Below are 25,354 nucleotides of genomic sequence, written 5' to 3'. Positions count from 1 at the left end.
GGCTCCCGAATAGGGGAGTGTCAGTAGCGGCCCGTATTCTCTGTGACCATGCTCGACGACCGCCAGACCGCAGCACCGTGGCCGACCGCCTACCCGCAGGGGTACGCGGTCGTCGACGTGGAGACCACCGGACTCGCCCGCGACGACCGGATAATCTCCGCTGCCGTCTACCGGCTGGACGCGCAGGGCAATGTCGAGGACCACTGGTACACCCTCGTCAACCCGGAGCGGGACCCCGGCCCCGTCTGGATTCACGGTCTGACCAGTGATGTCCTGGACGGTGCCCCGCTCTTCCCGGAGGTCTCCGCCGCCCTGTCGGAGCGTCTCGCGGGCCGGGTCCTGGTCGCGCACAACGCCGCCTTCGACTGGTCGATGCTGGCCCGGGAGTACGCCCGCGCGGCGGTCGTCGCCCCGGTCGAGCAGCGGCTCTGCACGATCGCACTCTCCAAGGAGCTGCGGCTGCCGCTGCCCAACCACAAGCTGGAGTCGCTGGCCGCGCATTTCGGAGTCGTGCAGCAGCGTGCGCACCACGCGCTGGACGACGCCCGGGTGCTGGCCGAGGCGTTCCGGCCGAGTCTGCATGCGGCCGCGCGCGACGGGGTGCGGCTGCCGCTGCTGGAGTGCCGTCCACTGACCGAGTGGTCGGACTCCCCGGTGACCCCGAGGGTCGGCTATCAGCCCTCGTACGGCAGCCAGAACAGCTGGCGACCTTCCCGGAAGCGGTCCGCCTGCCCGTATCCGAACCCCGGGCGGTACGACAAGGACAAACCGCTCATGCAGGGCATGCGTGTGGCGTTCTCCGGGGACACCTCCATCGACCGTGAGCTGCTGGAGGACCGGGCGGTCGAGGCCGGGCTGCATGTGGCGACCGGCGTCTCCCGGCTGACCAGCCTGCTGGTCACCAACGACCCGGACGCGGCGACATCGAAGACGGTGAAGGCCAAGGCGTTCGGCACGCCGATCGTGGACGAGAGCGCCTTCACCCACCTGCTGAGAGATGTGGCCGAGGCGCCGGCGAAGACCGGGGCGCCCGTGGCTGCTGCTCTGCCGACGCCGTCATCGGAGTGAACCGGGGGCGACTCGCCCGTCCGCCGCTCGCCGCCCGGCGTCCCCGCGTCCCACCCTGTGGCGCATGGCACGTTGTGAGGTTTGCGGAAACGACTACAGCATGTCGTTCGAGGTGCACGCGCAGGGCGCAGTGCATGTCTTCGACTGCTTCGCCTGCGCCATTCACCGGATGGCACCCATCTGTGAGCACTGCCGGGTCCAGGTCATCGGCCAGGGTGTCGAGGTCGACGGGCACTGGTTCTGCGGGGGGCACTGCGCTCGCGCCGAGGGGAAGGTGGGCATCGTCGACAGAGTCTGAGCCCCGGCCGCGTGACACCGTCCGCCACCCCCTCCGCGATGCACCCCATGACGCAGTTGTACCGTCGTGGGGTGTACCGCTTCCTGTTGACCCGGCAGTGGCTGATCCTCGCCCTCCTCGCCCTCGTCCTCATTCCCACGATGGTCGAGCTGGGTTTCTGGCAGCTCCACCGGCATGAGCACCGGGTGGCGCAGAACTCCCTGATCTCGCACAACCTGAAGGCGAAGCCGGTTCCGGTCGCCACGCTCACCTCCCCGGGTCACACGGTCCCGCGCTCCGACTACTGGCGTGCGGTGACGGCCACGGGGACGTACGACACGAAGCACGAGGTCGTCGTGCGCCGCCGGACGTCCACCGACGGCAGCGTCGGCTTCCACGTACTGATCCCGCTCGACCTCAAGGGCGGCGGTACGGTCCTGGTCAACCGGGGCTGGATCCCCACCGCCGACGATCAGCACGCCTTCCCGGACATCCCGGCCGTGCCCACGGGCGAGGTGACCGTCACGGGACGGCTCAAGGCCGACGAGACGACGGGCACCAGCGGCATCAAGGACCTGTCGGACCTGCCGGACCGCCAGGTGATGCTGATCAACAGCGCCCAGCAGGCCAAGGCGCTCTCCCGGCCGGTCCTCGGCGGCTACATCGAGCAGACCGCCCCCGAACCGCCCGGCGACGTTCCGGAGCTGATCGAGGCGCCGGACGACAGCTCCATCGGTCCGCACATGGCGTACGCGGTCCAGTGGTGGCTGTTCGCCGCTGGTGTCCCTGCCGGATACGCGGTGCTGGCCCGGCGCGAGAAGCGCGACCGGATGGAGGCCGCGGCCAAGGCCGGGGCAGCAGGCGATCCGGAGCCGGAACAGCCGGAGAAGCCCGCGCCCGCGACTGCCTGAGCAGCCCTGCCCGGCAACGGCCCGCCGCCATGTCCACGAGCCGGTGATGTCGGGCCTGTGGCCGCCTGTGGGACATCGGCTGCTTAGCGGACCCCCGGTGCGGGAACACGGCAGAACGTGACCCCACGCATCGAGGACTACGCCCTCATCGGCGATCTGCAGACAGCCGCCCTGGTCGGCAGGAACGGTTCTGTGGACTGGCTCTGTCTGCCCCACTTCGACTCGGGCGCCTGTTTCGCCGCCCTGCTCGGCGACGAGGACAACGGCCACTGGCGCATCGCTCCGAAGGGCGCGGACGCCTGCACCCGGCGCGGCTACGTGGGCGACTCCCTCGTCCTGGAGACGTTCTGGGAGACCCGCACCGGCACCGTCAAGGTCATCGACTTCATGCCGCAGCGCGACCGTGAACCCGATGTCATGCGGATCGTCGAGGGGGTCAGCGGCACCGTCGACATGGCCTCCGTGATCCGGCTGCGCTTCGACTTCGGCTCCATCGTGCCGTGGGTGCGCCGCGCGCGGGGCCACCGGGTGGCGGTCGCCGGACCCGACTCGGTCTGGCTGCGCAGCGAGCCGCCGGTCAAAACGTGGGGCCAGGAGTTCTCCACCTGCTCGTCGTTCACCGTCTCCGCGGGCGAGCAGGTGGCGTTCGTACTGACCTGGCATCCCTCGCACTCGCCGCGCCCCGATCTCGTCGATCCGCACGAGGCGCTGAAGAACACCCTGTCCGACTGGGCCGATTGGTCGGCCCGCTGCAAGTACCGGGGCCCGTACCGGGAGGCCGTGATCCGCTCGCTGATCACCCTCAAGGCGCTCACCTTCGCGCCGACCGGCGGCATCGTGGCGGCCCCCACCACCTCGCTGCCGGAGGAGATCGGCGGCGTACGGAACTGGGACTACCGCTTCTGCTGGCTGCGGGACTCCACCCTGGCGCTCAACGCGTTGATCTCGGCCGGCTATCTGGAGGAAGCCGCCGCCTGGCGGGACTGGCTGCTGCGTGCCGTCGCCGGGGACCCGGCCGACCTGCAGATCATGTACGGCCTGTCGGGCGAACGACGGCTGCCCGAGGCGGAGCTGCCGTGGCTGCGCGGATACGGGAACTCCAGCCCGGTCCGGATCGGCAACGCGGCGGTCCGGCAGCGGCAGCTCGATGTGTACGGAGAGGTCATCGACTCGCTCCGACTGGCGCGTGAAGCGGGCATGGCCGACCAACCGCACGCCTGGAGCCTGCAGCTCAGCCTGCTCGGCTTCCTGGAGTCCGCCTGGCGCGAGCCGGACGAGGGGCTGTGGGAGATCCGCGGCCAGCGCCGCCACTTCGTGCACTCGAAGGTGATGGCCTGGGTCGCCGCCGACCGCGCGGTGCGCACCCTGGAGTCCAACCCGTCGCTGGCCGGGGACGCCGACCGGTGGCGGGCGATGCGCGACGCCGTGCACCGGGAGGTGTGCGAGAAGGGGTACGACCCGGTGCGGAACACCTTCACGCAGTCGTACGGCTCCCGGGAGCTGGACGCCGCGACGCTGCTGATCGCCCGGACCGGCTTCCTGCCGCCGCACGACCCGCGGATCGTCGGAACGGTCGACGCGGTCCGGGCCGAACTGGGCAGCAACGGGCTGGTCCGCCGCTACAGCACGGACGGCGGCTCGATCGACGGGCTGCCGGGCGGCGAAGGGGCGTTCCTGGCGTGCTCGTTCTGGCTGGCGGACGCGTTGCGCCTGACCGGGCGCACCGAGGAAGCCACGGAACTCTTCGAGCGGCTCCTCGCGCTGCGCAACGATGTCGGGCTGCTCGCCGAGGAGTACGACACCGTGGCACGGCGGCAACTGGGCAACTTCCCGCAGGCGTTCAGCCACATCGGACTGGTGGGCACCGCCATTGCTCTGGCCGGGTGCGACATGCTGGAAGCCGACGCGGCAGGATAGGGCCCATGGATCTTGGGCTGAAGGACCGTGTGTACATCGTGACCGGCGCGACCCGGGGGCTTGGCCATGCCACCGCGCGGGAGCTGGCGGCGGACGGCGCGAAGGTGATCATCACCGGGCGGGACGGGAAGCGGGCCGAGGCGGCCGCCGCCGAACTGGGACCGGACGTGGTCGGCGTGGCCGCCGACAACGGGGAGCCCGGCGCGGCGCGGCGTCTGGTGGACGCCGCCCATGAGCGGTTCGGGCGGCTCGACGGCATCCTGATCAGCGTCGGCGGACCTGCGCCCGGATTCGTCGCCGACAACACGGACGAGCAGTGGCAGTCAGCGTTCGACTCGGTGTTCCTGGGCGCGGTACGGCTGGCGCGCACGGCGGCTGCGGCGCTCGGCGAGGGCGGGGTCATCGGCTTCGTGCTCTCCGGCTCGGTCCACGAGCCGATCGCCGGGCTGACCATTTCTAACGGTCTGCGTCCGGGCCTGGCCGGGTTCGCCAAGTCCCTGGCCGACGAGCTCGGCCCACGGGGCATCCGGGTGGTGGGCGTGCTGCCGTCCCGGATCGACACGGACCGGGTGCGGGAGCTGGACGCGCTGTCCGGCGACGCGGAGGCTTCGCGCACGGCGGCCGAGGCGCGGATTCCGTTGCGCCGGTACGGTACGCCGGAGGAGTTCGGGCGGACGGCGGCGTTCCTGCTGTCGCCTGCGGCGTCGTATCTGACGGGGATCATGGTGCCGGTGGACGGCGGGTCGCGGCACGGGTTCTGACGGGACCGGAGTCACCGGGGCCGTCCGGCGGCCGTTCTAGTGCCGCGACCGGCAAGGTTTGCCCCGTCGCGACGCCCGGCACGCGCGCTCGCGGCGTTGGCTAAAAGCCCAGGTAGCTCCTTCCCCAAGCTCTCAACTTCGTTCGAGCAGGGGAGACCCCACCCAAGGGCTTCCGGCCGCCTTGCGATCACACGCACCGGCCGCCGCTCCTTGACGGGCAAACCTTGCCGGTCGCGGCACTAGTCCTCGGCCTCCCCGTGCCAGGAGTGCAGGGGAAGGCCCCTCATCGGGCTCGATTCTGCCGCTGCCGGACGCCCCCGCCCTCAACTCACCCGTTCCGCACGGTGCTTGACGGCCCTCAGCCGTACTTCCGCCGGCAGTTCCGCCAGGCCCGCCGATTCCCTCGCGTGAGCCAGGGCCTCGTCCGTGAGGCGGCCGAGAGCCTCATCCGGTGCCGCGTGCGGTTCCATCAGCAGTCGGATCCGAGCCTGCGGCGTGCTGCGCCGGCCGACCAGCATCACCTGGGCGCGCGCCACCCCGTCCAGCGTCCCCGCCTCCGCGGCGAGCACGCCCTCCAGAGCCCGGCCGCGCAACAGCGCCCCCTCGCCGTCGCCGCTGTCGACCAGCACCTCGGCGAGGCGGGCACGGCGGAGCTGGGCGAGGAACCACCACAACGCGAGGACGACGAGGACCGCGAGGACCACGAGGACGGTCGGCCACCACCAGCCGTCGGTCCGCCAGCGGTCCCGGTCGGCCCTGCTGAGCAGCACATCGGTCCTGCCGTGCCACGGCCACCAGGGCGGCACGGAAAGGCCGAGCCCGGCGGCGAGCACCGCGCCGCCGCCGCAGATCAGCACCAGCCCGGCCAGTGCGAGCAGTACCCGGTTGACGGTCCTGAGCACCTCGGTCACCCCTTCTTCGCCGGACGGCGGACATACACGGACAGGCTCGGCGGCTTCGCCAGGCCCAGTTCCTCGATCCCCGCACCCAGCACGGTGTCCAGGTCGGCCCGCACGTCGTCGAGTTCGCGGAAGTGCGACACGGCACGCACCGCGACCTTGGCCCGCCCCATCCGGACCCGCACCGACTGCACGCCGGACACCTCCACGGCCCGGTCGCGCAGGACCAGGGCGGCGGCGGTCCGGTCGAGCCCGGCCCGTACCCCCGGACGGTCGCGGCGCATCGGCAGCACGTCGCGCAGACCGGGCGTGGCGGCGAGCACGATCAGCCACACACCGATCGCCATCGCGAGCGCGGCACCGGTCACCACCCACACATTGTCCAGCGGCCGCTCCGCCAGGTCGTCGGCGAGCGCGCGGCGCCAGTGCATGGCCGGGTGATGGGCCCGTACCGCCGCCACGTCGTACAGCAGCAGGCCGGATCCGCCGAGGATCACCAGCGCGAGGAGCCCGGCCGGGATGCGGCGCGCGGACCAGAAGCGGCGGGCGCTGCCGCCGCTGCGCTCCTTCACCGGCGCCGGGTCGTACGCCGCGGCGGAGGCGGACTGGTCGAGAGCCAGTCCGCCTCCGCGTTCCACGGGGTCGCCGGTGGGCGGGCGCCGTGTGCTGTTCTCCGGCTCCTGGGGCTCCGTCATCGGATCCTCCCCTGTGTCGCGGCGCTCGCTCCCGCGGGGTGCAGACGCTCGACCTGTACGGCCACTTCGGGCACTTCCATCCCCGCCAACGCCTTTACCCGTTCGATGACGTGCCGACGCACGGCACCGCACTGGCGGCCGATGTCAGTGGGATATCCGAGCTCCAGACTGACCCGTACCCGGGCGGTGTCACGGTGCACCGTGACCGTGGCGCGCGGCGAGGCACCCTCCCGCGGCGGCTCGATGACAGCCTCCTTCGCCGCCTGTGCGGCGATCTTCGCGACAACCCGGTCGGCGATCCGGGTCTCGCCCCGTTCCGAGGCAGGAACCCGGCCGAGCACCCCCGACAACGCCGTCACCGCCGTCGGTCGCCGCGCTCGCGACTCCGGAAGAAGTCGCCGGGTTCCAGATCGCCGTCCAGGAATCGACCGGCGACGTAGCCGATCGCTCCCAATGCGGCGACAAGCAGAAAGGCCCCGAATCCGCCGAAGTACCCGGCGAATGCGAGTGCCATGCCGGCCACCATGCCGACCACAGCCATGCTCATCGTGCGCTCCTCAACTGCCTCGGGTCGGAGGCCTACTGGAGACGTGGCTCGGAACGGTCCTCTTCCTCCTCGTCGGGCAGCTTCACATCGCTGACCGCAATATTGACCTCGACGACCTCGAGGCCCGTCATCCGCTCGACCGCCGCGATGACGTTCTCCCGTACGTCGCGGGCGACATCGGCGATCGACACGCCGTAGTCGACGACGACCTCCAGGTCGAGGGCGGTCTGCGACTCGCCGACCTCCGCCTTGACGCCGCGGGTGACCGATTTGCCGCCGCCGGGGACCCGATCGCGCACCGCGCCGAAGGTACGGGACAGGCCGCTGCCCATCGCGTGGACACCGACCACGTCGCGCGCCGCCATACCGGCGATCTTCTCGACCACACCGTCCGCGATGGTGGTACGGCCGCGGGTGGCGGGATCTCCTCCGCCGCGCTTGGTCAGCGGACTCTTCCTGGCGTCGTCCCCCGTCGCACTGTCGGGGTTCTCGGGCCGGTTCCGCTGCGGGGTGTCGGTCATCGCCACTCTTCCCTTCGGGGCAGGGTTGGACTTCCTTGCCCACACTAAGTGCGCTTGCCCCGTCTCGCGCCGTGGATGCGGCAGGCTGAGGCAATGACGACGGCTGACAGCCCGCACAGGGCCGACGGGTGGACGGCGGCGGTACGGCAGAGGCTCGGCCTGGGCAGACTGCTCCCGCTGGGTGGTCCGGCGGACGGTGCGTGGATCGCAGAGCGGGCCGTGATCTCGGTGCTGCGGCGCTCGGTGGGCGCATCGGAAACCGGCCCGGTGCTCGGGCACGTACGGATCACCGTGGCTGACCCGGACGCGGCCCCGGACCCGGCGCTGCCGTCGCCGCCGAGCGCGCTGCCGCCCGGGCCGCTGCGGATCGAGGCGACCATGTCGGCGACGGCCGACCGGCCGCTGCCCGCCGCCGCGGCCGCCCTGCGCTCGGTCCTGCTGACGGCGGCCGTGCAACGGCTCGGCCTGGTGGTCGGCGAGGTGGATCTACAGGTGACGGAGCTGCTGGACACGGTCCCTGACCGGACGGCCCCAGCGCCTGCCGCGGTGCGCGGGGCGGAGCCGGAAGGCGCGGCCGGGACGGCGGCGGCCGCGGTCCCCGGTGTCGCGAAGCTGACCCGTGTGCTGGGCAGCGCGGTGCACACGGCCGCGGACCATGTGCGGGTCGAGCTGGCGACGGACGCGAACCACCGGGCGCTCGATGTGGCGCGGGCGGTGCGGACGGCGGTGGCGGACGCCGTGGACGGACATCCACCGGTGACTGTGCTGGTCACCTCGGTGGTGGAGGCGGGATGAACGGACCGGCCGCCGCGGTGGTGGACGCGGAGCCGGTCGGTCTTAGTCCGTGAGACCCGCGAGGTCGCGGAGACGGCGGCCCTGGGCCGCGCGCTCGGCGGTGCGCTGGTCCTCGTACGTACGCGAGACCGCACCGCTCAGCAGCGCCTTGGTCTCGACGACGGCGTCACGCGGGGCCGCCAGCAGCGCCGCGGACAGTTCACGGGTCGCCGCGTCGAGCTCGTCGGCGGGGACCACGAGGTTGGCGAGACCGGTGCGCTCGGCCTCCTCCGCGTGGACGAAGCGGCCGGTGGCGCAGATTTCGAGCGCGCGGGCATATCCGACCAGGTGCACCAGGGGGTGCGTGCCGGTGAGGTCAGGGACCAGACCGAGACTGGTCTCACGCATGGCGAACTGCACGTCCTCGGCGACGATCCGCAGATCGCAGGCGAGGGCGAGCTGGAAGCCGGCGCCGATCGCATGCCCCTGGACCGCCGCGACCGACACAATGTCGTTGCGGCGCCACCAGGTGAACGCCTCCTGGTATTCGGCGATGGTCGCGTCGAGCTCGGACTCCTTGCCGCGTGCCAGGTCGAGCAAGGACGGCTCACCGTCGAACCCCTCGGGGCTGAACGCCTGCCGGTCGAGCCCCGCGGAGAAGGACTTGCCCTCACCACGGAGCACGACGACCCGCACGCTGCCGGGCAGCGCCCGTCCGGCCTCTGTCAACGCCCGCCACAGAGCGGGGGACTGAGCGTTGCGCTTGGCCGGATTGGTGAGGGTCACCGTGGCAACCGCGTCATCGACGGTGAGTCGTACGCCGTCCTGGTCGAGCACAGAGTCGAACGAGGTCATGGGGCGCCTCCGGGTCGGGTGCAGTCAACATGTCGCTAAGTGACTGAACAGTAACCACCCGGTCGGCCACATGGTCGACCGGGTGGCCACCGCCCGAAACTGGTGAGCCCTCGGGGCACGCCCGTCCTGCGACGCGTCCCGATCCGCCTAGTGCCCCTCCCGCCCCAAGGGCGGCAGACGGCAGTTCGACGACACGGCGTGAGGCCGTCAGGCCGTGGCAGCCTTCTTGCCCCGTGTCGCTCCGCCGCGTCCCCGCAGCGTGACTCCGGACTCGCTGAGCATCCGGTGGACGAATCCGTAGGAGCGGCCGGTCTCTTCGGCCAACGCCCGGATGCTCGCACCGGAGTCGTACTTCTTCTTCAGGTCTGCCGCGAGCTTGTCGCGCGCGGTGCCGGTCACCCGGCTGCCCTTCTTCAGAGTCTCGGCCACCCGTGCCTCCTCATGGGAAGTGCGCTCTGGATTCTCATGATCACCCCTCGCGGGCTTCCTGGCCACCCATTCGGCAAGGTCCGTACAACCGGTTTCGCACCCCGGGAATACGTCTTCACGAGCGGAATCTCGCATTCTGCCGGGCTTGGGGGGCGGTCCGGCGCGGAGTTGAGACGAAAAGCCAGGTCAGGGCCGTATGAGGGGAATCGGCCCCACATGGGTGCGCCCGGCAGGTATCTGCCGGGCGCCGCGCCGAGGTACGAGAGGTCCTCACGCAGATGATGGATCACGCGTAGGCCGAATGATCCAGTCGGAGTGGATCAGCCGGCAGCGGGCAGGGAAACCGCCCGGACCGCAGGAATCAGGCCAGGGCGACCAGGTCCCGGTAGTCCGCACCCCACAGGTCCTCGACGCCGTCCGGCAGCAGGATGATCCGCTCCGGCTGGAGCGCCTCGACCGCACCCTCGTCGTGCGTGACGAGGACGACCGCGCCCTTGTACGTGCGCAGCGCGCCGAGGATCTCCTCGCGGCTGGCCGGGTCGAGGTTGTTCGTCGGCTCGTCGAGGAGCAGCACATTGGCGGAGGAGACGACCAGGGTCGCGAGCGCCAGACGGGTCTTCTCACCGCCGGAGAGCACGCCGGCCGGCTTGTCGACGTCGTCGCCGGAGAAGAGGAACGAGCCCAGCGTCTTGCGGACCTCGACGAGGTCGAGATCCGGGGCGGCGGAGCGCATGTTCTCCAGGACCGTGCGCTCCGGGTCGAGGGTCTCGTGCTCCTGGGCGTAGTAGCCGAGCTTGAGCCCGTGGCCCTCGATGACCTCGCCGGTGTCGGGCTTCTCGGCACCGCCGAGGAGCCGGAGCAGGGTGGTCTTGCCCGCACCGTTGAGGCCGAGGATGACGACGCGGGAGCCCTTGTCGATGGCGAGGTCCACATCGGTGAAGATTTCGAGCGAACCGTAGGACTTGGACAGCCCCTCCGCCATCAGAGGGGTCTTGCCGCACGGCGAGGGTTCGGGGAAGCGCAGCTTGGCGACCTTGTCGGAGACCCGGACCGCCTCCAGGCCGGAGAGCAGCCGCTCGGCGCGCTTGGCCATGTTCTGCGCGGCGACGGTCTTGGTCGCCTTGGCGCGCATCTTGTCGGCCTGCGAGTTGAGCGCGGCAGCCTTCTTCTCGGCGTTCTGACGCTCACGCTTGCGGCGCTTCTCATCGGCCTCGCGCTGCTGCTGGTAGAGCTTCCAGCCCATGTTGTAGATGTCGATCTGCGAGCGGTTGGCGTCGAGGTAGAAGACCTTGTTGACGACCGTCTCGACGAGGTCGACATCGTGGGAGATCACGACGAAGCCGCCGCGGTAGGTCTTCAGGTAGTCGCGCAGCCAGACGATGGAGTCGGCGTCGAGGTGGTTCGTCGGCTCGTCGAGGAGCAGGGTGTCGGCGTCCGAGAACAGGATGCGGGCCAGCTCGACGCGGCGGCGCTGACCGCCGGAGAGCGTGTGGAGCGGCTGTCCGAGCACCCGGTCGGGCAGGCTGAGCGCGGCGGCGATGGTGGCGGCCTCGGCCTCGGCGGCGTAACCGCCCTTGGTGAGGAACTCCGTCTCCAGCCGCTCGTACTTCTTCATCGCCTTCTCGCGGGTGGCACCCTTGCCGTTCGCCATCCGGTCCTCGTTCTCACGCATCTTGCGCAGGATCTCGTCGAGCCCGCGGGCGGACAGGATGCGGTCGCGGGCGAGGACGTCGAGATCACCGGTGCGCGGGTCCTGCGGGAGGTAGCCGACCTCACCGGAGCGGGTGATGGTGCCGCCGGCCGGCGCGCCCTCGCCGGCGAGGCACTTGGTGAGAGTGGTCTTGCCCGCTCCGTTGCGGCCGACGAGGCCGATGCGGTCGCCCTTGGCGATACGGAAGTTGGCGGACTCGATGAGGATGCGGGCGCCGGCACGCAGCTCGATACCGGAAGCGGTGATCACGGAAAAACTCCAGGGCGGGTTGGACGGCGGACGGGACGACTTCAGAGTCTCGACTCGACGCCGCTACTCATGCACAAGGAGAATTGCCATACGGGCCATTCTACTGGCGGTGTGCAACTGCTTTTCCGCATGCTCCTACGGCATTTGCCGATCACTCGCCCGGGACGCCCTTTGGCGCCGCCCCCCTGACTCCATCCGGCAACCAGAACAGGCATAGCGGTGTGAACTATCCGATACTCGGCGCAGTGCGGTGAGGCAGCCGCGGCCGGACCGGAGAGTGGTGACCCCATGCAGTTCGACGACGACGCCGATCTGGACACGTCCGAGGTCAGCGACGTACGCGGCAGCCGGATCCCGGAGGGAAGGGCGACGGTGGGCGGCGGTATCGCCGGTCTCGTCGCCCTGATCGCGGCGCACGAGTACGGCCACCATGTGCAGAACCAGACGGGGACACTCAGCCGCTCGCAGGACGGCCGTACGGGCTCCAGCAGCAACGCCGTGAAGGTGGAACTACAAGCGGATTGCTACGCCGGGGTCCGGGCGCACCACGCGACGGCCACGCCGGACAAGTCGACCGGGCGGCGGCTGATCACCTCCCTGTCGCAGGCGGACATCCAGGACGGACTCGACGCGGCCGCCGCGGTGGGCGACGACCGGATCCAGGAGAAGTTCCAGGGCAGGGTCACGCCGGAGTCCTGGACACACGGCTCGGCGGCGCAGCGGCAGCAGTGGTTCACCACCGGTTTCCGCAGCGGCGACATGGCCGACTCCAACACCTTCCGGTGAGCCGGCCGCGCGGACCGGTCCGTTGCCGGTGACCGACGGAATACTGAGACGCAGATCACCATGGAGAGCGAAAGAGGTGAGCGCCATGGCGGGCGCACCGGCCGGGGTTCCGACGATCTATCCGACGATTCTGTACGACGACGCGAAGGCCGCGATCAGGACGCTGACGGAGGGTCTGGGTTTCACCGAGGAAGCGGTGTACGAGGGCGAGAGCGGCACGGTGCTGCACGCGGAACTGTCCTGCGGCAATGGCAGGGTGATGCTGGGCTCCAAGGGGCGCGGGGGGATCTTCGCCAAGGCGATGACGGATGCCGGACCGAGCGGGGTGTACGTCGTGGTGGACGAGGTCGATGCGCACCATGCGCGGGCCGTGGAGTACGGGGTGGAGATCCTGATGCCGCCCACGGATCAGGACTACGGGTCGCGCGACTACATGGCGCGTGACGCGGAGGGCAATGTGTGGAGTTTCGGGACGTACGCCCCGGGGTCCGCGGACTGACCGCGTCCGCGTCCCCGGGCGCTCTCCCTGATTCCTACGCGCCGCCGGTGTGCACCTGGAAGGCGGCCCGGCGGACGGCCTTGGCCAGCGCGGGATCCGGATGGGCGGCGGCCAGCGCCACCAACACCTGGACGGTGCGCGGGTGGCCGACGGCCCGGACCTCGTCCAGCAGCGCCGGGACCGTGCCCTGGACGGCGGAGTCGAGATGACGGACCAGCAGTGCCGTCTCGCCGTGGTCGGAGACGGCCGCCGCGGTGTCGACCCAGAGCCAGGTGGCTTCCTCACGGCTGAGGACCTCCTGGGCGTCCTCCGGGTCGGCTCCGTCGTACTCGGCCAGCCAGAGCAGCGCGTACGGGCGCAGCGATGGGTCGGTGACGACGGAGCGCACCACCGGCTCGGCGGGGGCCCCGACGACCCGGAGTGCCTCGAAGGCGAGTCCGCGCAGCAGCGCGTCCTCGCCTCGGGCAACGGCGAGCAGTTCGGCGACGGCGCTGCCGACGGGACGGGCGGCCAGCCAGGCGCGGTATTCGGCGCGGGCCGGTCCGGGGGTGAGCCGGGCACAGCCGAGCAGCATGTCGGCGGCGGACTGCTCGATGTTCCCGGCCGGGCTCTGGGCGGCGACGCAGATCTGTTCCAGCTTGACCCAGACCGCCCAGTTGCCGAGCGGGGTGAGGGTGGCATGACCGGCGCCGAGCGTGAGTGCGCCGACGGCGGCCAGTCCCTCCAGTGCCCAGTCGAGGAGCAGCGCGACCAGGGCGGCGGGGTGCGCGGTGAGAGCGGGTTCCTCCGGTTCGGCCGGCACCTCCGACCCGTACGGCACCTCCGACCCGTACGGCACCTCGCAGCGCTCCTCGTGGAGTTCGGCGACGCGCTGGCCGAGGAGGTCGAGGAGGGCGGGCACCGTGACCGGGCCCGCCGAGAGCTGCAGGAGGGAGAGCACCTGGGGTACAGCCTCGACGGCTTCGGCGACCGCGGTGGACTCGATGCCCTCGGGCGCCGGGTGGACGAGCGACCACGCGTCGAAGAGCGCCACCCAGCCACGGAGCACGGCGGAGTCGTCGCGGTCCCAGGCGCGCAGCCGCCAGCCGGGGCGTGCGGTCTCGCCGTGGAGTTCGACGAGGCCGGCCAGGCGGGCCCGGTCCCAGCCGGAGCGGACCTGCGCCGGGGACAATTCCAGTGCGGTCGCAGCCCGTTCGAGAGCGTGGGCGGCGAGCGGGGCCGTGCCGGGGCTCGCGCCGTCGGCGGCCCAGCGGGCGATCCGTACGGCGTCGGCGAGCGCGGCCCTGGCCTCGCGGGCCAGTTCCGCACGGGGCGGGGTGCCCTCGGGCGGGCGGGGGACCGGCCGGGTGCGCCGGGTGGTCACGGCCTTGCGGGCGGTGGCAAGGGGTCGCGGGCGGACAAGTCGCAGTCTGGAGTCGCGCGGGGTACGGGACGTCACGGGGAGCAGTCTTGCCCCTGACGGCCCGAAAGCCCAAACGGAACCCGGATTCGCGGCGGAAGGTGACTGCGGGCCCGGACGGCACCAACCCGCCGGTCCCCTCGCATCAGCTCACATCAGGGGCGTGAGGAAGCGCCGCAGAGCCTCTTCGTAGCGGGCCGGATCGGCATTCCACATCGCCGCATGCGGAGCCTGCGGTACGGGATGCAGGGCGACCAGGTCGGGACGGCGCTCGGCGAGCTCCCGGCTCGGCTGCCAGGGGGCCACGGTGTCGGCGGGGCCGTGGAAGATCAGCGTCGGGGCGTGCAGGGCCTGCGGGAGGGAGGCGTCGAGGAGCCGGGAGCCGCGCAGACCGGTCTGGCCCTGGGCGGCGCGCAAGGCGAGCGGCAGCAGCGGGGACGGGACGCCGCGGGCGGTGGCCAGGGCACGCAGGGTGGCGGCCCAGTCGAGCACCGGGGAGTCCAGGACGAGGCCGCAGATTCGCCTGCGGAGCGCGGAGTTGACGGCCGCGTGCAGGGCCATGGAGGCGCCGGTGGACCAGCCGTGCAGGACGACCTTCTCGGCGCCGTACCGCACGGCGAAGCGGACGGCCGCGTCCAAGTCGCGCCATTCAGACTCGCCGAGGTGGGCGAGTCCGTCCGGGGAGCGCGGGGCTCCGGGGTCGCCGCGGTAGGCCAGGCCGAGGACCGGAAGCCGCAGCCCGTGCAGGAAGTCCATGATGTTCATGGGGTGTTCGCGGGTGGTGCCGAGGCCGTGCACGGTGATGACCCAGGTGTCCCGGGGGCCGGGCACGAACCAGGCGGGCAGGATGCCGAGCTCACCGGGGATCTCGACGTCCTCGTAGTCGAGGCCGAGGGCCGTGCCGGGGTCGCCGCTGTACAGCGCGGGGGTGATCCGGACCTGGGCGCCGGGTTCCAGGCTGCCGTCGTTGATGCGTTCCAGTCTGCGTACGACGGCGTCGGGGGCGTGCGATGCCTGCTCGATCACCGGGCCGACGACGGCCTGGACGCCGTCGCCCACCAGTCCGTACGTACCGGGCCGGAGCGCGGCGAAGGAGCGGGTCAGTGTGACCTGCCCGGCCGCCGTGGCGTGCACGGTGAGCTTCCGGTCGGCGGGGAGCGGGCGTCCGGACGGAGCCCTCAGGGCGGCGCCGCCGGCGTACCGGCCGGCGACGACCGCTGCCGCGCCGACGCCGAAGAGGGTGGTGACGGCTGCTGCCGCCGCTGTTGCCGGGCGCACTGCTTCAGTGTCGGGGGGTGTGCCGCGCCCTGCCAGTGGACAGGGGCCGTCCGGTGGCTCGCCGGCGCTCCCGGTCAGCCGGGTTGTCCGTACCCCTTCAGAGCGTCCTGCACGTCGCGCAGCTGAGCGAGGGAGAGCAGGGATGGGGTGTGGCCGGGTACGGAGCTCGCGGTGAGCCAGAGCCTGCACATCCATTCCAGCTGGGCGGTGCGGTCGTAGGCCTGGTCGAGGGTCGATCCGTAGGTGACGGTTCCGTGGTTGCGGAGCAGACAGCCCGTGCGGTCACGCAGGGCGGCCAGCATGTGCTCGGCCAGCTCCTGGGTTCCGTAGCGCGCGTAGGCCGCGGTGCGGACGGGGCCGCCGAGCATGGCGGCGGCGTAGTGCACCAGCGGGACCTCGGGGACGAGGGTGGAGACGGCCGTGGCGTGCACGGCGTGGGTGTGCACGACGGCGGCGGCGTCGGTGTTGCGGTAGACCGCCAGGTGGAGCGGGAGTTCGCTGGTCGGGGCGAGGGCGCCGAGCACCTGGTTGCCGTGGAGGTCGACGGCCACGGTGTCGCCGGGGCCCAGCCGGTCGTACGGCACACCGCTCGGGGTGACCAGGACGAGGTCGCCGACCCGCGCCGACACATTGCCCGAGGTGCCGACCACCAAGCCCTCCGCAGCGGTCCTGCGGGCGGTGGCGACGACACCGTTCCAGGCCTGCTCGATCGCGTCGCGTGCGTCGTTCGCATCGCGCCCGTTATGCCCGTTGTGCGCGTCCTCGTGATGCTCACTCATGGGGGAATCCTGTCAGCGGGGCCGGCACGACGGGAGACGTCGGGTGATCCACATCTCTTTTCCGAGGTTTCCGGACCTCGGATCACAGGGCGTGAAGCGAGGCGGAAGGGGCGAAATCCAGCCACGACAGGCACTGCGCCCCCACGCCGGCTGTCGGTGGCCCGACAAAAAGAATGACTCAACTCCGTTTGGAGTCACCACAGGGCCCCGTCCAGTTCATCTCCCGTTCACCCAGGTTGCCTACGTTCCACGTGCCAATGACGTCGAACGATTGCCTGGGTAAATGGAACACATCACGCTGCTCCTCGCGATTGTGATCGTGACAGCTCTAGTGTTCGATTTCACGAACGGTTTCCATGACACCGCGAACGCGATGGCGACCACCATCTCGACCGGTGCCCTCAAACCCAAGACAGCGGTGGCCATGTCCGCCGCTCTCAACCTCGTCGGCGCCTTCCTGTCGGTGGAGGTCGCCAAAACGATCTCCGGCGGGATCATCAACGAGGACGGGCTGCGGACAGAAGTCATCTTCGCGGCCCTCGTCGGCGCCATTCTGTGGAATCTGCTCACCTGGCTGGTCGGCCTGCCGTCCAGCTCGTCCCACGCACTCTTCGGCGGCCTGATCGGCGCCGCGGTGATGTCGGCGGGCTGGTCCTCGGTCGACGGCGGAACCGTCGTCACCAAGGTGCTGCTGCCCGCGGTCGCCGCCCCGGTCGTCGCGGGTGTCGCCGCGCTGCTGGCGACCAGGCTGACGTACCGGATCGGCGGCGGGAACCGCAACGAGGCCCAGGAGAAGGCCACCGCCAAGGGCTACCGGGCCGGCCAGATCGCCTCGGCGGGACTGGTCTCGCTCGCCCACGGCACCAACGACGCGCAGAAGACCATGGGCATCATCACCCTGGCCCTGGTCACCGGTGGCGTCCTGTCCCCCGGCTCGAACCCGCCGATCTGGGTCATCGTCTCCGCCGGTCTGGCCATCGCACTCGGCACCTACCTGGGCGGCTGGCGCATCATCCGCACCATGGGCAGCGGCCTCACCGAGCTCAAGCCGCCACAGGGCTTCGCCGCCCAGACCAGCGCGGCCACGGTCATCCTGGCCTCCTCGCACCTCGGCTTCTCCCTCTCCACCACCCAGTCCTGCTCCGGCGCCGTGATGGGTGCGGGTCTGGGCCGCCCGGGCGGTGTGGTCCGCTGGTCCACCGCGACCCGGATGTTCGCCGCCTGGGGTCTGACCCTGCCGGCCGCGGGTCTGGTCGGCGCGGGCGCGGAGTTCCTCACCAGGCAGGGCACCTGGGGTGTCGTCGCCGTCGCCGTCCTGCTCATCGCGGGCTCCGGAGCGATCTGGCTGCTGTCCCGGCGCAAGCCGGTCGGGCACGGCGATGTCGCGCCCACCGGTGAGGTCGCCGAACCGGCGGGTGTCATCACCACCGCCATCGCGGCCGTCACCCCGCCGCCGCCCGCCGGGACGGCTGCGGTCGCCACGGCAGTGGACACGACCACGGACCTCAAGACCACCATCCCGGCCCAGCCCGGAACCGTCGCCGCCGATCCGGCGCGGCCCGCCACGGTGTAAGGACAGATCACCATGAACATCGACTGGGCAGCTCTCGGCTCCGTCTTCGGCGTCTCGCTCGTCGTCACCGTCGCGCTGGTGGGCCTCTTCACCCTGGGCATCGTCGGCCTCTCCAAGCAGCCGGAACCGGCCGCGGAGGGTGGCTCCACCGGAGGCTCCCTGGTGCTCGCCCGCGTGGGCGGGTACCTCTGCTTCGGGCTCTGCGCGGCCTCGGTCGCGTACGGGATCTATCTGATCGTCGCCTGAGCCCCTTCCCGCACTCCCCCATCGGGCCGGACACACCTCGCGTGTGTCCGGCCCGATGTGCGTCTGCGCACACTGCACCGCCGCAGGTCAACGCCAGGTTGACGGGCGTTCGCGGAGCGTGGTGGACTGCCGGAGCCATTTACGGCGACAGCAGAGGAAGCCGGTGTGAATCCGGCGCGGTCCCGCCACTGTCACCGGGGAGCGGTCCCCCACACCGGAAGTCACGGCCCGCGCATGCGGGCTGGAAGGCCGGGGGAACTGCGGATCCGGGAGCCAGGAGACTCTCGCCGCCGGTCACGTCGAACCAGGGCGCGGACCCTGAGTGAGGACATATCGCCATGCCCGGCTGCCGTGCGTCCGCCGTTTCTGTGCCGCTCTCACCAGGAGCCGGCTGTACCGAGGTCCTTCGAGGCAGCACGGCCGGCTGAGCCGTGCGAGCCGACCGCATCTTCGCGTACGGCGCCGCCGCCGGCCTGATCGGCGATCTGCTGCTCGGTGATCCCCGCCGGGGGCATCCGGTCGCCGCCTTCGGGCGGGCCGCGGCGGGCGTCGAACGGCGTCTGTGGCGCGACCACCGCGGGTGGGGCGCCCTGCACACCCTGGTCTGCGCCGGAGGCGCTGCCGGTGGAGCCGCGCTGGCCGCCCGTGCCGTACGCCGTCATCCCGCCGCCTCCGTCGCCCTGACCGCGGCCGCCACCTGGTCCGTCGTCGGCGGCACCTCGCTGGGTCGCGAGGCGCGCGCCATCGGCGGCGCGCTCGCCGCCGGTGACATCGAGCTGGCCCGGGAGCGCCTCCCCCATCTGTGCGGGCGCGACCCGCACTCCCTCGACGGGCCGCAGATCGCGCGCGCCGTGGTGGAGTCCGTGGCCGAGAACACCTCGGACGCGGTGGTGGGTGCCCTCGTGTGGGGCGCGCTGGGTGGCGTGCCCGGACTCGTCGCCTTCCGTGCCGTCAACACCCTCGACGCGATGGTCGGGCACAAGTCGCCCCGCCATCTGCGCTACGGCTGGGCCTCGGCCCGCCTGGACGACGTCGCGGGCTGGCCCGGCGCCCGGCTCACCGCCGCGCTCGCCGTGGTTGCCGGGGGGCAGCCACGTCGAGCGCTGCGGGCCTGGCGGGCGGACGCGGGCAGGCATCCGAGCCCCAACGCGGGTCCGGTGGAGGCCTCGTTCGCGGGGGCGCTCGGCGTACGGCTCGGCGGGACCCTCGCGTACGGCGGGCGTGTCGAGCACCGGCCGGTACTGAACGGCGCGACCGGCCGTGCGGTGGAGACCGGGGACATCGAGCGCGCGGTGCGGCTGTCGCGCCGCGTGGGGGTACTGGCCCTCGGCGTGTGCGCGGCGGGCCGGCTGATCGCAGGACGGTGGTCGCCCCCGGGGCGGCGTGCGGCTGCGGGACGGAGCGGGAAATGAGCGGCGGACTGCTGGTCGCCGGAACCACGTCGGACGCGGGCAAGAGCGTCGTCACGGCAGGCATCTGCCGGTGGCTGGTGCGCCAGGGCGTGAAGGTCGCGCCGTTCAAGGCGCAGAACATGTCGCTGAACTCGTTCGTCACCCGCGAGGGCGCGGAGATCGGACGCGCGCAGGCGATGCAGGCGCAGGCCGCCCGGGTGGAACCGACCGCGCTGATGAACCCGGTGCTGCTCAAGCCCGGCGGCGACCGGTCCAGTCAGGTCGTCCTGATGGGCAGGCCGGTGGGCGAGATGAGCGCGCGCGGCTACCACGGGGGGCGACAGGAATCCCTGTTCGGTACGGTCGTGGACTGTCTGGAGCAGCTTCGGGGCACCTATGACGCCGTGATCTGCGAGGGGGCGGGCAGCCCGGCCGAGATCAATCTGCGGCGCACCGACATCGTGAACATGGGGATCGCGCGGGCCGCGGGGTTCCCCGTCATCGTCGTCGGTGACATCGACCGCGGTGGCGTCTTCGCCTCGTTCTTCGGCACGACGGCGCTGCTCAGCGCCGAGGACCAGGCGCTGATCGCCGGCTATCTGGTCAACAAGTTCCGCGGCGACGTGTCGCTCCTGGAGCCGGGTCTTGACATGCTGCACGGGCTGACCGGGCGGCGGACGTACGGAGTACTGCCGTTCGCCCACGGCCTGGGCATCGACGAGGAGGACGGGCTGCGGGTCTCGCTCCGCGGGGCCGTACGCGAGTCGGTCGTCGCACCGCCGCACGGCGAGGACGTGCTGCGGGTCGCGGTGTGCGCCGTGCCGCTGATGTCGAACTTCACCGATGTGGACGCGCTGGCCGCCGAACCGGGTGTCGTGGTGCGGTTCGTGGACCGGGCGGAGGAGCTGGCCGACGCGGATCTGGTGATCGTGCCGGGCACGCGCGGGACGGTGAAGGCGCTCGCCTGGCTGCGGGAACGGGGGCTGGCCGACGCGCTGCTGCGACGGGCGGCGCAGGGGCGTCCGGTGCTCGGCATCTGTGGCGGGTTCCAGGTGCTCGCGGAGCAGATCGAGGACGAGGTGGAGTCGCGGGCGGGGCGGGTCGACGGGCTCGGACTGCTGCCGGTGCGGATCCGGTTCGACCGCGAGAAGACCCTCGCCCGGCCGGTCGGTACGGCGCTCGGGGAGCCGGTGGAGGGGTACGAGATCCACCACGGGGTCGCCGATGTGCGGGGCGGCGAGCCGTTCCTGGACGGGTGCCGGGTCGGCGCGGTGTGGGGGACGCACTGGCACGGGTCGCTGGAGAGCGATGCGTTCCGGCGGCGGTTCCTGGGGGAGGTCGCGCGGACGGCGGGACGGCGGTTCGTGGCCGCACCCGACACGAGTTTCGGGGCGTTGCGGGAGGAACAGCTGGATCGGCTGGGGGATCTGATCGAGGAGCACGCCGATACGGGGGCGTTGATGCGGTTGATCGAGGCGGGGGTACCGGAGGGACTGCCCTTCGTGGGCCCTGGGGCGCCGGAGGTGCCGGCGGCCCGTGGGGCCGGGGTGGCTGGGGGGTTGGCGTGAGGGGGACGCCTGCGGCGGGCTCTGTTCCCCCGCCCGCACCTTCCCGTGACCGGGTGTCCGGCCCGGGCCCCGGTCCTCAGGTGCCGGACGGGCTGAGCAGTCGCCCGGAAGCGCTGGACAGCGGGCCGGGCGGGCTGGGTGGCGGGCCGGAACGGGTCACCGGTTCTTGGATGGATGACGTCGTCAAGGAGGCTTTGTGAGTACCCCGTATCCCTTTACTGCCATCGTCGGGCAGGACGATCTACGGCTCGGACTGTTGCTGAACGCCGTATCGCCCGCTGTCGGTGGTGTGCTCGTGCGTGGGGAGAAGGGGACCGCCAAGTCCACCGCCGTGCGGGCGCTCGCCGCGCTCATGCCCGAGGTCGATGTCGTCTCCGGATGCCGGTTCTCATGTGACCCGGTGTCGCCCGATCCGGCGTGTCCCGATGGGCCCCACGAGGCCGGCGGCGGCGTGTCGCGGGCGGCGCGGACCGTGGAACTGCCGGTGGGCGCCTCCGAGGACCGGCTCGTCGGGGCGCTCGACATCGAGCGGGCGCTCACCGACGGGGTCAAGGCGTTCGAGCCGGGGCTCCTCGCCGACGCGCATCGCGGAATCCTGTACGTCGACGAGGTCAACCTGCTCCATGACCACCTGGTGGATCTGCTGCTGGACGCGGCTGCCATGGGTGCCTCGTACGTGGAACGCGAAGGCGTCTCCGTACGGCATGCCGCGCGGTTCCTGCTCGTCGGAACGATGAACCCCGAAGAGGGCGAGCTGCGGCCGCAGTTGCTCGACCGGTTCGGGCTGACCGTCGAGGTCGCCGCGTCACGCGACACCGATCAGCGGGTCGAGGTCGTGCGGCGGCGGCTCGCGTACGACGACGATCCGGCCGGGTTCGCCGCCCGGTGGGCCGAGGAAGAAGGGGAGTTGCGGGAGCGGATCGCCGCCGCGCGGGCGCTCCTTCCGCACGTGGTGCTCGGGGACCGCGCGTTGCGGCAGATCGCCGCCACCTGTGCGGCCTTCGAGGTCGACGGGATGCGCGCCGACATCGTGATGGCCCGCACCGCGACCGCGCTGGCCGCGTGGGCGGGACGTACCGACGTGCTCGCCGAGGACGTCCGGCAGGCCGCCCTGCTGGCGCTCCCCCACCGGCGCCGCCGCAATCCGTTCGACGCGCCCGGTCTCGACGAGGACAAGCTCGACGACACGCTGGAGCAGAACAGCGGTGAAGGGGACGGGCGCGGGGACGACCCCGATCCGGACGGGCCGGGTGGAGGTGGGCAGCCCCCGCGGGGAGACGGGCCCGACACGCCGCCGCAGCCCGAGGCGCGGAACGACGACACGCCCGGACTGCCCTCGCAGGGGCGGCCGACCGACGGCGCCGAGCAGCGGCCCGTACGTGCTGCCGAACCGTTCCGCACGAAGGTGCTGAGCGTGCCCGGGCTCGGCGAGGGCGCGGCGGGGCGGCGGTCCCGGGCGCGTACCGAACACGGGCGTACGACCGGGGCGCGGCGGCCCGAGGGGGCCCTGACCAGACTGCATCTCGCCGCGACCGTGCAGGCTGCCGCCCCGCACCAGCGTGCGCGCGGACGGTCGGGCCGGGGGTTGGTGGTGCGGCGGGATGATCTGCGCCAGGCGACCAGGGAGGGACGCGAGGGAAACCTCGTACTTTTCGTCGTGGACGCGTCCGGGTCGATGGCCGCACGGCAGCGGATGAGCGCCGTGAAGGGTGCGGTGCTTTCGCTGCTGCTGGACGCGTACCAGCGGCGGGACAAGGTCGGTCTGATCACCTTCCGCGGCAGGGGCGCCGACGTGGCACTGCCGCCCACCTCGTCCGTGGACGCAGCCGCCGCGCGGCTGGAGACGCTGCCGACCGGTGGGCGCACCCCCCTCGCGGCCGGACTGCTGAAGGCCCATGACGTCCTGCGGGTGGAGCGGCTGCGCGATCCGTCGCGGCGGCCGCTGATGGTCGTGGTGACGGACGGACGGGCGACCGGAGGCCCGGAGCCGGTGGCCCTGGCGGCGCGGGCCGCACGGCTGCACGAGGCCGAGGGCACGGCGTCCGTCGTCGTGGACTGCGAGTCGGGGGTCGTTCGGCTCGGGCTGGCCGGCTCCCTGGCCCGCGATCTCGGGGGCACTGCCGTCACGCTCGACGAGCTGCGGGCCGACTCGATCGCCGGGCTCGTCAGGGATGTTCAGGGAACCAACGGATCCAACAGGAGGGCCGCCTAATGCCGCAGGGACAGCCGACCAACGTGCCGGACGACGGGCTGACGACGCGTCAGCGCCGCAACCGTCCGCTGCTCTTCGTCCATACCGGTATCGGCAAGGGCAAGTCGACGGCCGCATTCGGGCTCGCGCTGCGCGCCTGGAACCAGGGCTGGCCGATCGGGGTGTTCCAGTTCGTCAAGTCGGCGAAGTGGAAGGTCGGGGAGGAGAACGCGCTGAAGGTCCTCGGCGCGAGCGGTGAGGGCGGCACGGTCGCCTGGCACAAGATGGGCGAGGGCTGGTCGTGGGTCCAGCGCGGCCTGCACGGTGACAACGCGGACAACGCGGAGAAGGCGCGCGAGGGCTGGGAACAGGTCAAGCGCGACCTGGCCGCCGAGACGTACAAGCTGTACGTCCTCGACGAGTTCGCGTACCCGATGCACTGGGGCTGGATCGACACCGACGAGGTGGTCGAGGTGATGCGCAACCGTCCGGGGACGCAGCATGTGGTGATCACCGGGCGCAACGCCCCGGAGAAGCTCGTCGAGGCCGCCGACCTGGTGACCGACATGTCCAAGGTGAAGCACCCGATGGACGTCGGCCAGAAGGGCCAGAGGGGCATCGAGTGGTGACCATTCCGCGACTGGTGATTGCCGCGCCGGCCTCCGGCAGCGGCAAGACCACCGTGGCGACGGGACTGATGGCGGCCTTCGCGGAGCGCGGCCTCGCCGTGTCGCCGCACAAGGTCGGGCCCGACTACATCGACCCCGGCTATCACTCGCTGGCCACCGGGCGGGCGGGGCGCAACCTCGACGCGTACATGTGCGGGCCGGAGCTGGTCGCTCCGTTGTTCGCGCACGGGGCGCGTGGGTGCGACCTGGCGATCGTCGAGGGGGTGATGGGGCTGTACGACGGGGCGTCCGGAGAGGGCGAGCTGGCGTCGACCGCCCATGTCGCGAAGCTGCTGCAGGCACCGGTGGTGCTGGTCGTGGACGCGTCGTCGCAGTCGCGGTCGGTCGCCGCGCTGGTACACGGCTTCGCCTCGTGGGATCCCGAGGTACGGATCAGCGGGGTGATCCTCAACAAGGTCGGCTCGGACCGGCACGAGTTGCTGCTGCGGGAGGCGCTGGACGAGTCCGGCGTGCCGGTGATGGGGGTGCTGCGGCGGGCCGAACAGGTGGCCACGCCCTCGCGCCATCTGGGGCTGGTGCCGGTGGCCGAGCGGCGGGGCGACGCGGTGGCCGCCGTCGCGGCCATGGCGGCGCAGGTGCGGAGCGGGTGTGACCTGGATGCGCTGATGGCGTTGGCGCGGTCGGCACCGCGGACGCCTGCCGCGTCGGGGGCGTGGGATCCGGTGGAGGCCGTGCGGCAGGCGGGTGGAGGCAGGGACGCCGACGGCGAGGGCGGCCCGCGTCGTCGCCGGCCCGTCGTCGCCGTGGCCGGAGGGCCCGCCTTCACGTTCTCCTACGCCGAGCACAGCGAGCTCCTCGCCGCCGCCGGGGCCGACGTCGTGACGTTCGATCCGTTGCGGGACGAAACGCTGCCCGAGGGCACCCGCGGGCTCGTCATCGGCGGGGGGTTCCCGGAGGTGTACGCCCCCGAGCTGTCCGCCAACGAACCGCTCCGCAAGGCCGTTGCCGATCTCGCCGCCGCCGGTGCTCCCCTTGCCGCCGAGTGTGCCGGGCTGCTCTATCTCTCGCGTTCGCTCGACGGACTGCCGATGTGCGGGGTGCTCGACGCCGACGGCCGGATGTCGAAGCGGCTGACACTCGGCTACCGGGAGGCCGTCGCGCTCACCGACAGTCCGCTGGCCGCGGTCGGCACACGGCTGCGTGGGCACGAGTTCCACCGCACGGTGCTGGAGCCGGGCGCCGGCGCCTCCCCCGCCTGGGGGATGCATCTGCCGGAGCGGCGCGTGGAGGGCTTCGTGCAGCAGGGCGTCCATGCCAGCTATCTGCATACGCACTGGGCCTCGGCGCCGGGCGTCGCGCGGCGGTTCGTCGACCGTGTCGAGGTGTGACCCACCCCGTGGT

At 71.9% G+C, this 25,354-nt stretch carries 25 protein-coding genes, 1 pseudogene and 1 riboswitch; of the genes and pseudogenes, 15 read left to right on the top strand and 11 right to left on the bottom strand.

Features of this window, described 5'->3' with window-relative positions; translation table 11 throughout:
• Positions 1 to 42 precede the first annotated feature (42 nt).
• The 5 genes from AB0N06_RS19520 to AB0N06_RS19500 all read left to right on the top strand — a co-directional run bounded on the left by AB0N06_RS19520 (position 43) and on the right by AB0N06_RS19500 (position 4,934).
• Positions 43 to 1,068, top strand: coding sequence for a DEDDh family exonuclease (locus tag AB0N06_RS19520; RefSeq protein ID WP_366135924.1), 1,026 nt, complete (start codon positions 43 to 45; stop codon positions 1,066 to 1,068).
• A gap of 64 nt (positions 1,069 to 1,132) precedes the next feature.
• Positions 1,133 to 1,366, top strand: a complete 234-nt coding sequence (locus AB0N06_RS19515) for a hypothetical protein (protein ID WP_366135923.1) — start codon at positions 1,133 to 1,135, stop codon at positions 1,364 to 1,366.
• Between the two features lie 71 nt (positions 1,367 to 1,437).
• Positions 1,438 to 2,256, top strand: coding sequence for an SURF1 family protein (locus tag AB0N06_RS19510; protein WP_366135978.1), 819 nt, complete (start codon positions 1,438 to 1,440; stop codon positions 2,254 to 2,256).
• A 117-nt stretch (positions 2,257 to 2,373) separates the two neighbouring features.
• Positions 2,374 to 4,173 (top strand): glycoside hydrolase family 15 protein, encoded by a 1,800-nt coding sequence (locus AB0N06_RS19505; protein WP_366135922.1) that lies wholly within the window; start codon positions 2,374 to 2,376, stop codon positions 4,171 to 4,173.
• A 5-nt stretch (positions 4,174 to 4,178) separates the two neighbouring features.
• A complete protein-coding gene (locus AB0N06_RS19500) occupies positions 4,179 to 4,934 on the top strand; it encodes an SDR family oxidoreductase (RefSeq protein WP_366135921.1) in 756 nt (251 codons plus the stop codon).
• 323 nt (positions 4,935 to 5,257) lie between these two features.
• Here the strand turns inward: AB0N06_RS19500 and amaP are convergent, their stop codons facing one another.
• Genes amaP through AB0N06_RS19475 form a run of 5 tightly spaced genes read right to left on the bottom strand, consistent with a single transcriptional unit; the run spans position 5,258 to position 7,596 of the window.
• Entirely contained in the window at positions 5,258 to 5,845 is a 588-nt protein-coding gene (amaP, locus tag AB0N06_RS19495; protein ID WP_366135920.1) for an alkaline shock response membrane anchor protein AmaP, read from the bottom strand.
• Positions 5,842 to 6,528, bottom strand: a complete 687-nt coding sequence (locus tag AB0N06_RS19490) for a DUF6286 domain-containing protein (protein WP_366135919.1) — start codon at positions 6,526 to 6,528, stop codon at positions 5,842 to 5,844. The genes amaP and AB0N06_RS19490 overlap by 4 nt, the downstream gene beginning before the upstream one ends.
• Positions 6,525 to 6,878, bottom strand: a complete 354-nt coding sequence (locus tag AB0N06_RS19485; RefSeq protein ID WP_366135977.1) for a hypothetical protein — start codon at positions 6,876 to 6,878, stop codon at positions 6,525 to 6,527. The genes AB0N06_RS19490 and AB0N06_RS19485 overlap by 4 nt, the downstream gene beginning before the upstream one ends.
• A gap of 5 nt (positions 6,879 to 6,883) precedes the next feature.
• Positions 6,884 to 7,075 carry a hypothetical protein gene (locus tag AB0N06_RS19480; RefSeq protein WP_358860894.1) on the bottom strand — a complete coding sequence of 64 codons (192 nt, stop codon included), beginning with the start codon at positions 7,073 to 7,075 and terminating at the stop codon, positions 6,884 to 6,886.
• A gap of 32 nt (positions 7,076 to 7,107) precedes the next feature.
• Entirely contained in the window at positions 7,108 to 7,596 is a 489-nt protein-coding gene (locus tag AB0N06_RS19475) for an Asp23/Gls24 family envelope stress response protein (RefSeq protein ID WP_366135918.1), read from the bottom strand.
• 93 nt (positions 7,597 to 7,689) lie between these two features.
• Between AB0N06_RS19475 and AB0N06_RS19470 the strand changes: the two genes are divergently transcribed.
• The gene (locus tag AB0N06_RS19470) at positions 7,690 to 8,391 is read left to right on the top strand and encodes a hypothetical protein (protein ID WP_366135916.1); all 702 of its coding nucleotides are present in this window, start codon (positions 7,690 to 7,692) and stop codon (positions 8,389 to 8,391) included.
• 42 nt (positions 8,392 to 8,433) lie between these two features.
• On the opposite strand, the gene AB0N06_RS19465 is transcribed toward AB0N06_RS19470, so the two are convergent.
• From AB0N06_RS19465 to AB0N06_RS19455, 3 genes are all read right to left on the bottom strand, one after another.
• Positions 8,434 to 9,225, bottom strand: a complete 792-nt coding sequence (locus AB0N06_RS19465; RefSeq protein WP_366135915.1) for an enoyl-CoA hydratase/isomerase family protein — start codon at positions 9,223 to 9,225, stop codon at positions 8,434 to 8,436.
• A gap of 207 nt (positions 9,226 to 9,432) precedes the next feature.
• The gene (locus AB0N06_RS19460) at positions 9,433 to 9,654 is read right to left on the bottom strand and encodes a helix-turn-helix domain-containing protein (RefSeq protein WP_037691626.1); all 222 of its coding nucleotides are present in this window, start codon (positions 9,652 to 9,654) and stop codon (positions 9,433 to 9,435) included.
• Between the two features lie 361 nt (positions 9,655 to 10,015).
• Positions 10,016 to 11,614, bottom strand: coding sequence for an ABC-F family ATP-binding cassette domain-containing protein (locus AB0N06_RS19455; protein ID WP_366135914.1), 1,599 nt, complete (start codon positions 11,612 to 11,614; stop codon positions 10,016 to 10,018).
• 288 nt (positions 11,615 to 11,902) lie between these two features.
• Here AB0N06_RS19455 and AB0N06_RS19450 point away from each other — a divergent pair, with 288 nt between their 5' ends.
• On the top strand, positions 11,903 to 12,400 hold the full coding sequence (locus AB0N06_RS19450) for a neutral zinc metallopeptidase (RefSeq protein ID WP_366135913.1): 498 nt from the start codon (positions 11,903 to 11,905) through the stop codon (positions 12,398 to 12,400).
• 85 nt (positions 12,401 to 12,485) lie between these two features.
• On the top strand, positions 12,486 to 12,899 hold the full coding sequence (locus AB0N06_RS19445; protein WP_366135912.1) for a VOC family protein: 414 nt from the start codon (positions 12,486 to 12,488) through the stop codon (positions 12,897 to 12,899).
• Between the two features lie 34 nt (positions 12,900 to 12,933).
• Here AB0N06_RS19445 and AB0N06_RS19440 read toward each other — a convergent pair whose 3' ends face one another.
• The 3 genes from AB0N06_RS19440 to AB0N06_RS19430 all read right to left on the bottom strand — a co-directional run bounded on the left by AB0N06_RS19440 (position 12,934) and on the right by AB0N06_RS19430 (position 16,355).
• Positions 12,934 to 14,262: a hypothetical protein gene (locus AB0N06_RS19440; RefSeq protein WP_366135976.1), complete on the bottom strand. Its 1,329-nt coding sequence runs from the start codon at positions 14,260 to 14,262 to the stop codon at positions 12,934 to 12,936.
• Between the two features lie 186 nt (positions 14,263 to 14,448).
• On the bottom strand, positions 14,449 to 15,576 hold the full coding sequence (locus AB0N06_RS19435) for a hypothetical protein (protein WP_366135911.1): 1,128 nt from the start codon (positions 15,574 to 15,576) through the stop codon (positions 14,449 to 14,451).
• Between the two features lie 74 nt (positions 15,577 to 15,650).
• Positions 15,651 to 16,355 (bottom strand): class II aldolase/adducin family protein, encoded by a 705-nt coding sequence (locus tag AB0N06_RS19430; protein WP_366135910.1) that lies wholly within the window; start codon positions 16,353 to 16,355, stop codon positions 15,651 to 15,653.
• Positions 16,356 to 16,638: 283 nt separating this feature from the next.
• Between AB0N06_RS19430 and AB0N06_RS19425 the strand changes: the two genes are divergently transcribed.
• From AB0N06_RS19425 to AB0N06_RS19395, 7 genes and pseudogenes are all read left to right on the top strand, one after another.
• Positions 16,639 to 17,928 (top strand): inorganic phosphate transporter, encoded by a 1,290-nt coding sequence (locus AB0N06_RS19425; protein WP_366135909.1) that lies wholly within the window; start codon positions 16,639 to 16,641, stop codon positions 17,926 to 17,928.
• A 12-nt stretch (positions 17,929 to 17,940) separates the two neighbouring features.
• Positions 17,941 to 18,174: a hypothetical protein gene (locus AB0N06_RS19420; protein ID WP_366135908.1), complete on the top strand. Its 234-nt coding sequence runs from the start codon at positions 17,941 to 17,943 to the stop codon at positions 18,172 to 18,174.
• 152 nt (positions 18,175 to 18,326) lie between these two features.
• Positions 18,327 to 18,458, top strand: a riboswitch (cobalamin riboswitch).
• Positions 18,459 to 18,605: 147 nt separating this feature from the next.
• A complete protein-coding gene (locus tag AB0N06_RS19415) occupies positions 18,606 to 19,586 on the top strand; it encodes a cobalamin biosynthesis protein (RefSeq protein ID WP_366135907.1) in 981 nt (326 codons plus the stop codon).
• A pseudogene (locus AB0N06_RS19410) lies at positions 19,583 to 21,333 on the top strand (cobyric acid synthase). Before AB0N06_RS19415 ends, AB0N06_RS19410 begins: the two are co-directional and overlap by 4 nt.
• Entirely contained in the window at positions 21,330 to 23,345 is a 2,016-nt protein-coding gene (locus tag AB0N06_RS19405; protein WP_366135906.1) for a putative cobaltochelatase, read from the top strand. Before AB0N06_RS19410 ends, AB0N06_RS19405 begins: the two are co-directional and overlap by 4 nt.
• Positions 23,345 to 23,953 (top strand): cob(I)yrinic acid a,c-diamide adenosyltransferase, encoded by a 609-nt coding sequence (cobO, locus tag AB0N06_RS19400; protein ID WP_366135905.1) that lies wholly within the window; start codon positions 23,345 to 23,347, stop codon positions 23,951 to 23,953. The genes AB0N06_RS19405 and cobO overlap by 1 nt, the downstream gene beginning before the upstream one ends.
• The gene (locus AB0N06_RS19395) at positions 23,947 to 25,341 is read left to right on the top strand and encodes a cobyrinate a,c-diamide synthase (RefSeq protein ID WP_366135904.1); all 1,395 of its coding nucleotides are present in this window, start codon (positions 23,947 to 23,949) and stop codon (positions 25,339 to 25,341) included. The genes cobO and AB0N06_RS19395 overlap by 7 nt, the downstream gene beginning before the upstream one ends.
• The last annotated feature ends 13 nt before the right edge of the window (positions 25,342 to 25,354 follow it).

The organism is Streptomyces sp. NPDC051020 (assembly GCF_040683105.1).
GTDB lineage: Bacteria > Actinomycetota > Actinomycetes > Streptomycetales > Streptomycetaceae > Streptomyces.
This window is presented reverse-complemented; position numbering and strand designations above follow the sequence as displayed.

Coding starts and splice junctions, on each gene's coding strand:
- AB0N06_RS19490 (WP_366135919.1), bottom strand. CDS start 6,528: ATGACGGAGCCCCAGGAGCCGGAGAACAGCACACGGCGCCCGCCCACC.
- AB0N06_RS19450 (WP_366135913.1), top strand. CDS start 11,903: ATGCAGTTCGACGACGACGCCGATCTGGACACGTCCGAGGTCAGCGAC.
- AB0N06_RS19475 (WP_366135918.1), bottom strand. CDS start 7,596: ATGACCGACACCCCGCAGCGGAACCGGCCCGAGAACCCCGACAGTGCG.
- AB0N06_RS19465 (WP_366135915.1), bottom strand. CDS start 9,225: ATGACCTCGTTCGACTCTGTGCTCGACCAGGACGGCGTACGACTCACC.
- AB0N06_RS19430 (WP_366135910.1), bottom strand. CDS start 16,355: ATGAGTGAGCATCACGAGGACGCGCACAACGGGCATAACGGGCGCGAT.
- AB0N06_RS19500 (WP_366135921.1), top strand. CDS start 4,179: ATGGATCTTGGGCTGAAGGACCGTGTGTACATCGTGACCGGCGCGACC.
- AB0N06_RS19445 (WP_366135912.1), top strand. CDS start 12,486: ATGGCGGGCGCACCGGCCGGGGTTCCGACGATCTATCCGACGATTCTG.
- AB0N06_RS19425 (WP_366135909.1), top strand. CDS start 16,639: ATGGAACACATCACGCTGCTCCTCGCGATTGTGATCGTGACAGCTCTA.
- AB0N06_RS19470 (WP_366135916.1), top strand. CDS start 7,690: ATGACGACGGCTGACAGCCCGCACAGGGCCGACGGGTGGACGGCGGCG.
- AB0N06_RS19515 (WP_366135923.1), top strand. CDS start 1,133: ATGGCACGTTGTGAGGTTTGCGGAAACGACTACAGCATGTCGTTCGAG.
- AB0N06_RS19420 (WP_366135908.1), top strand. CDS start 17,941: ATGAACATCGACTGGGCAGCTCTCGGCTCCGTCTTCGGCGTCTCGCTC.
- AB0N06_RS19480 (WP_358860894.1), bottom strand. CDS start 7,075: ATGAGCATGGCTGTGGTCGGCATGGTGGCCGGCATGGCACTCGCATTC.
- cobO (WP_366135905.1), top strand. CDS start 23,345: ATGCCGCAGGGACAGCCGACCAACGTGCCGGACGACGGGCTGACGACG.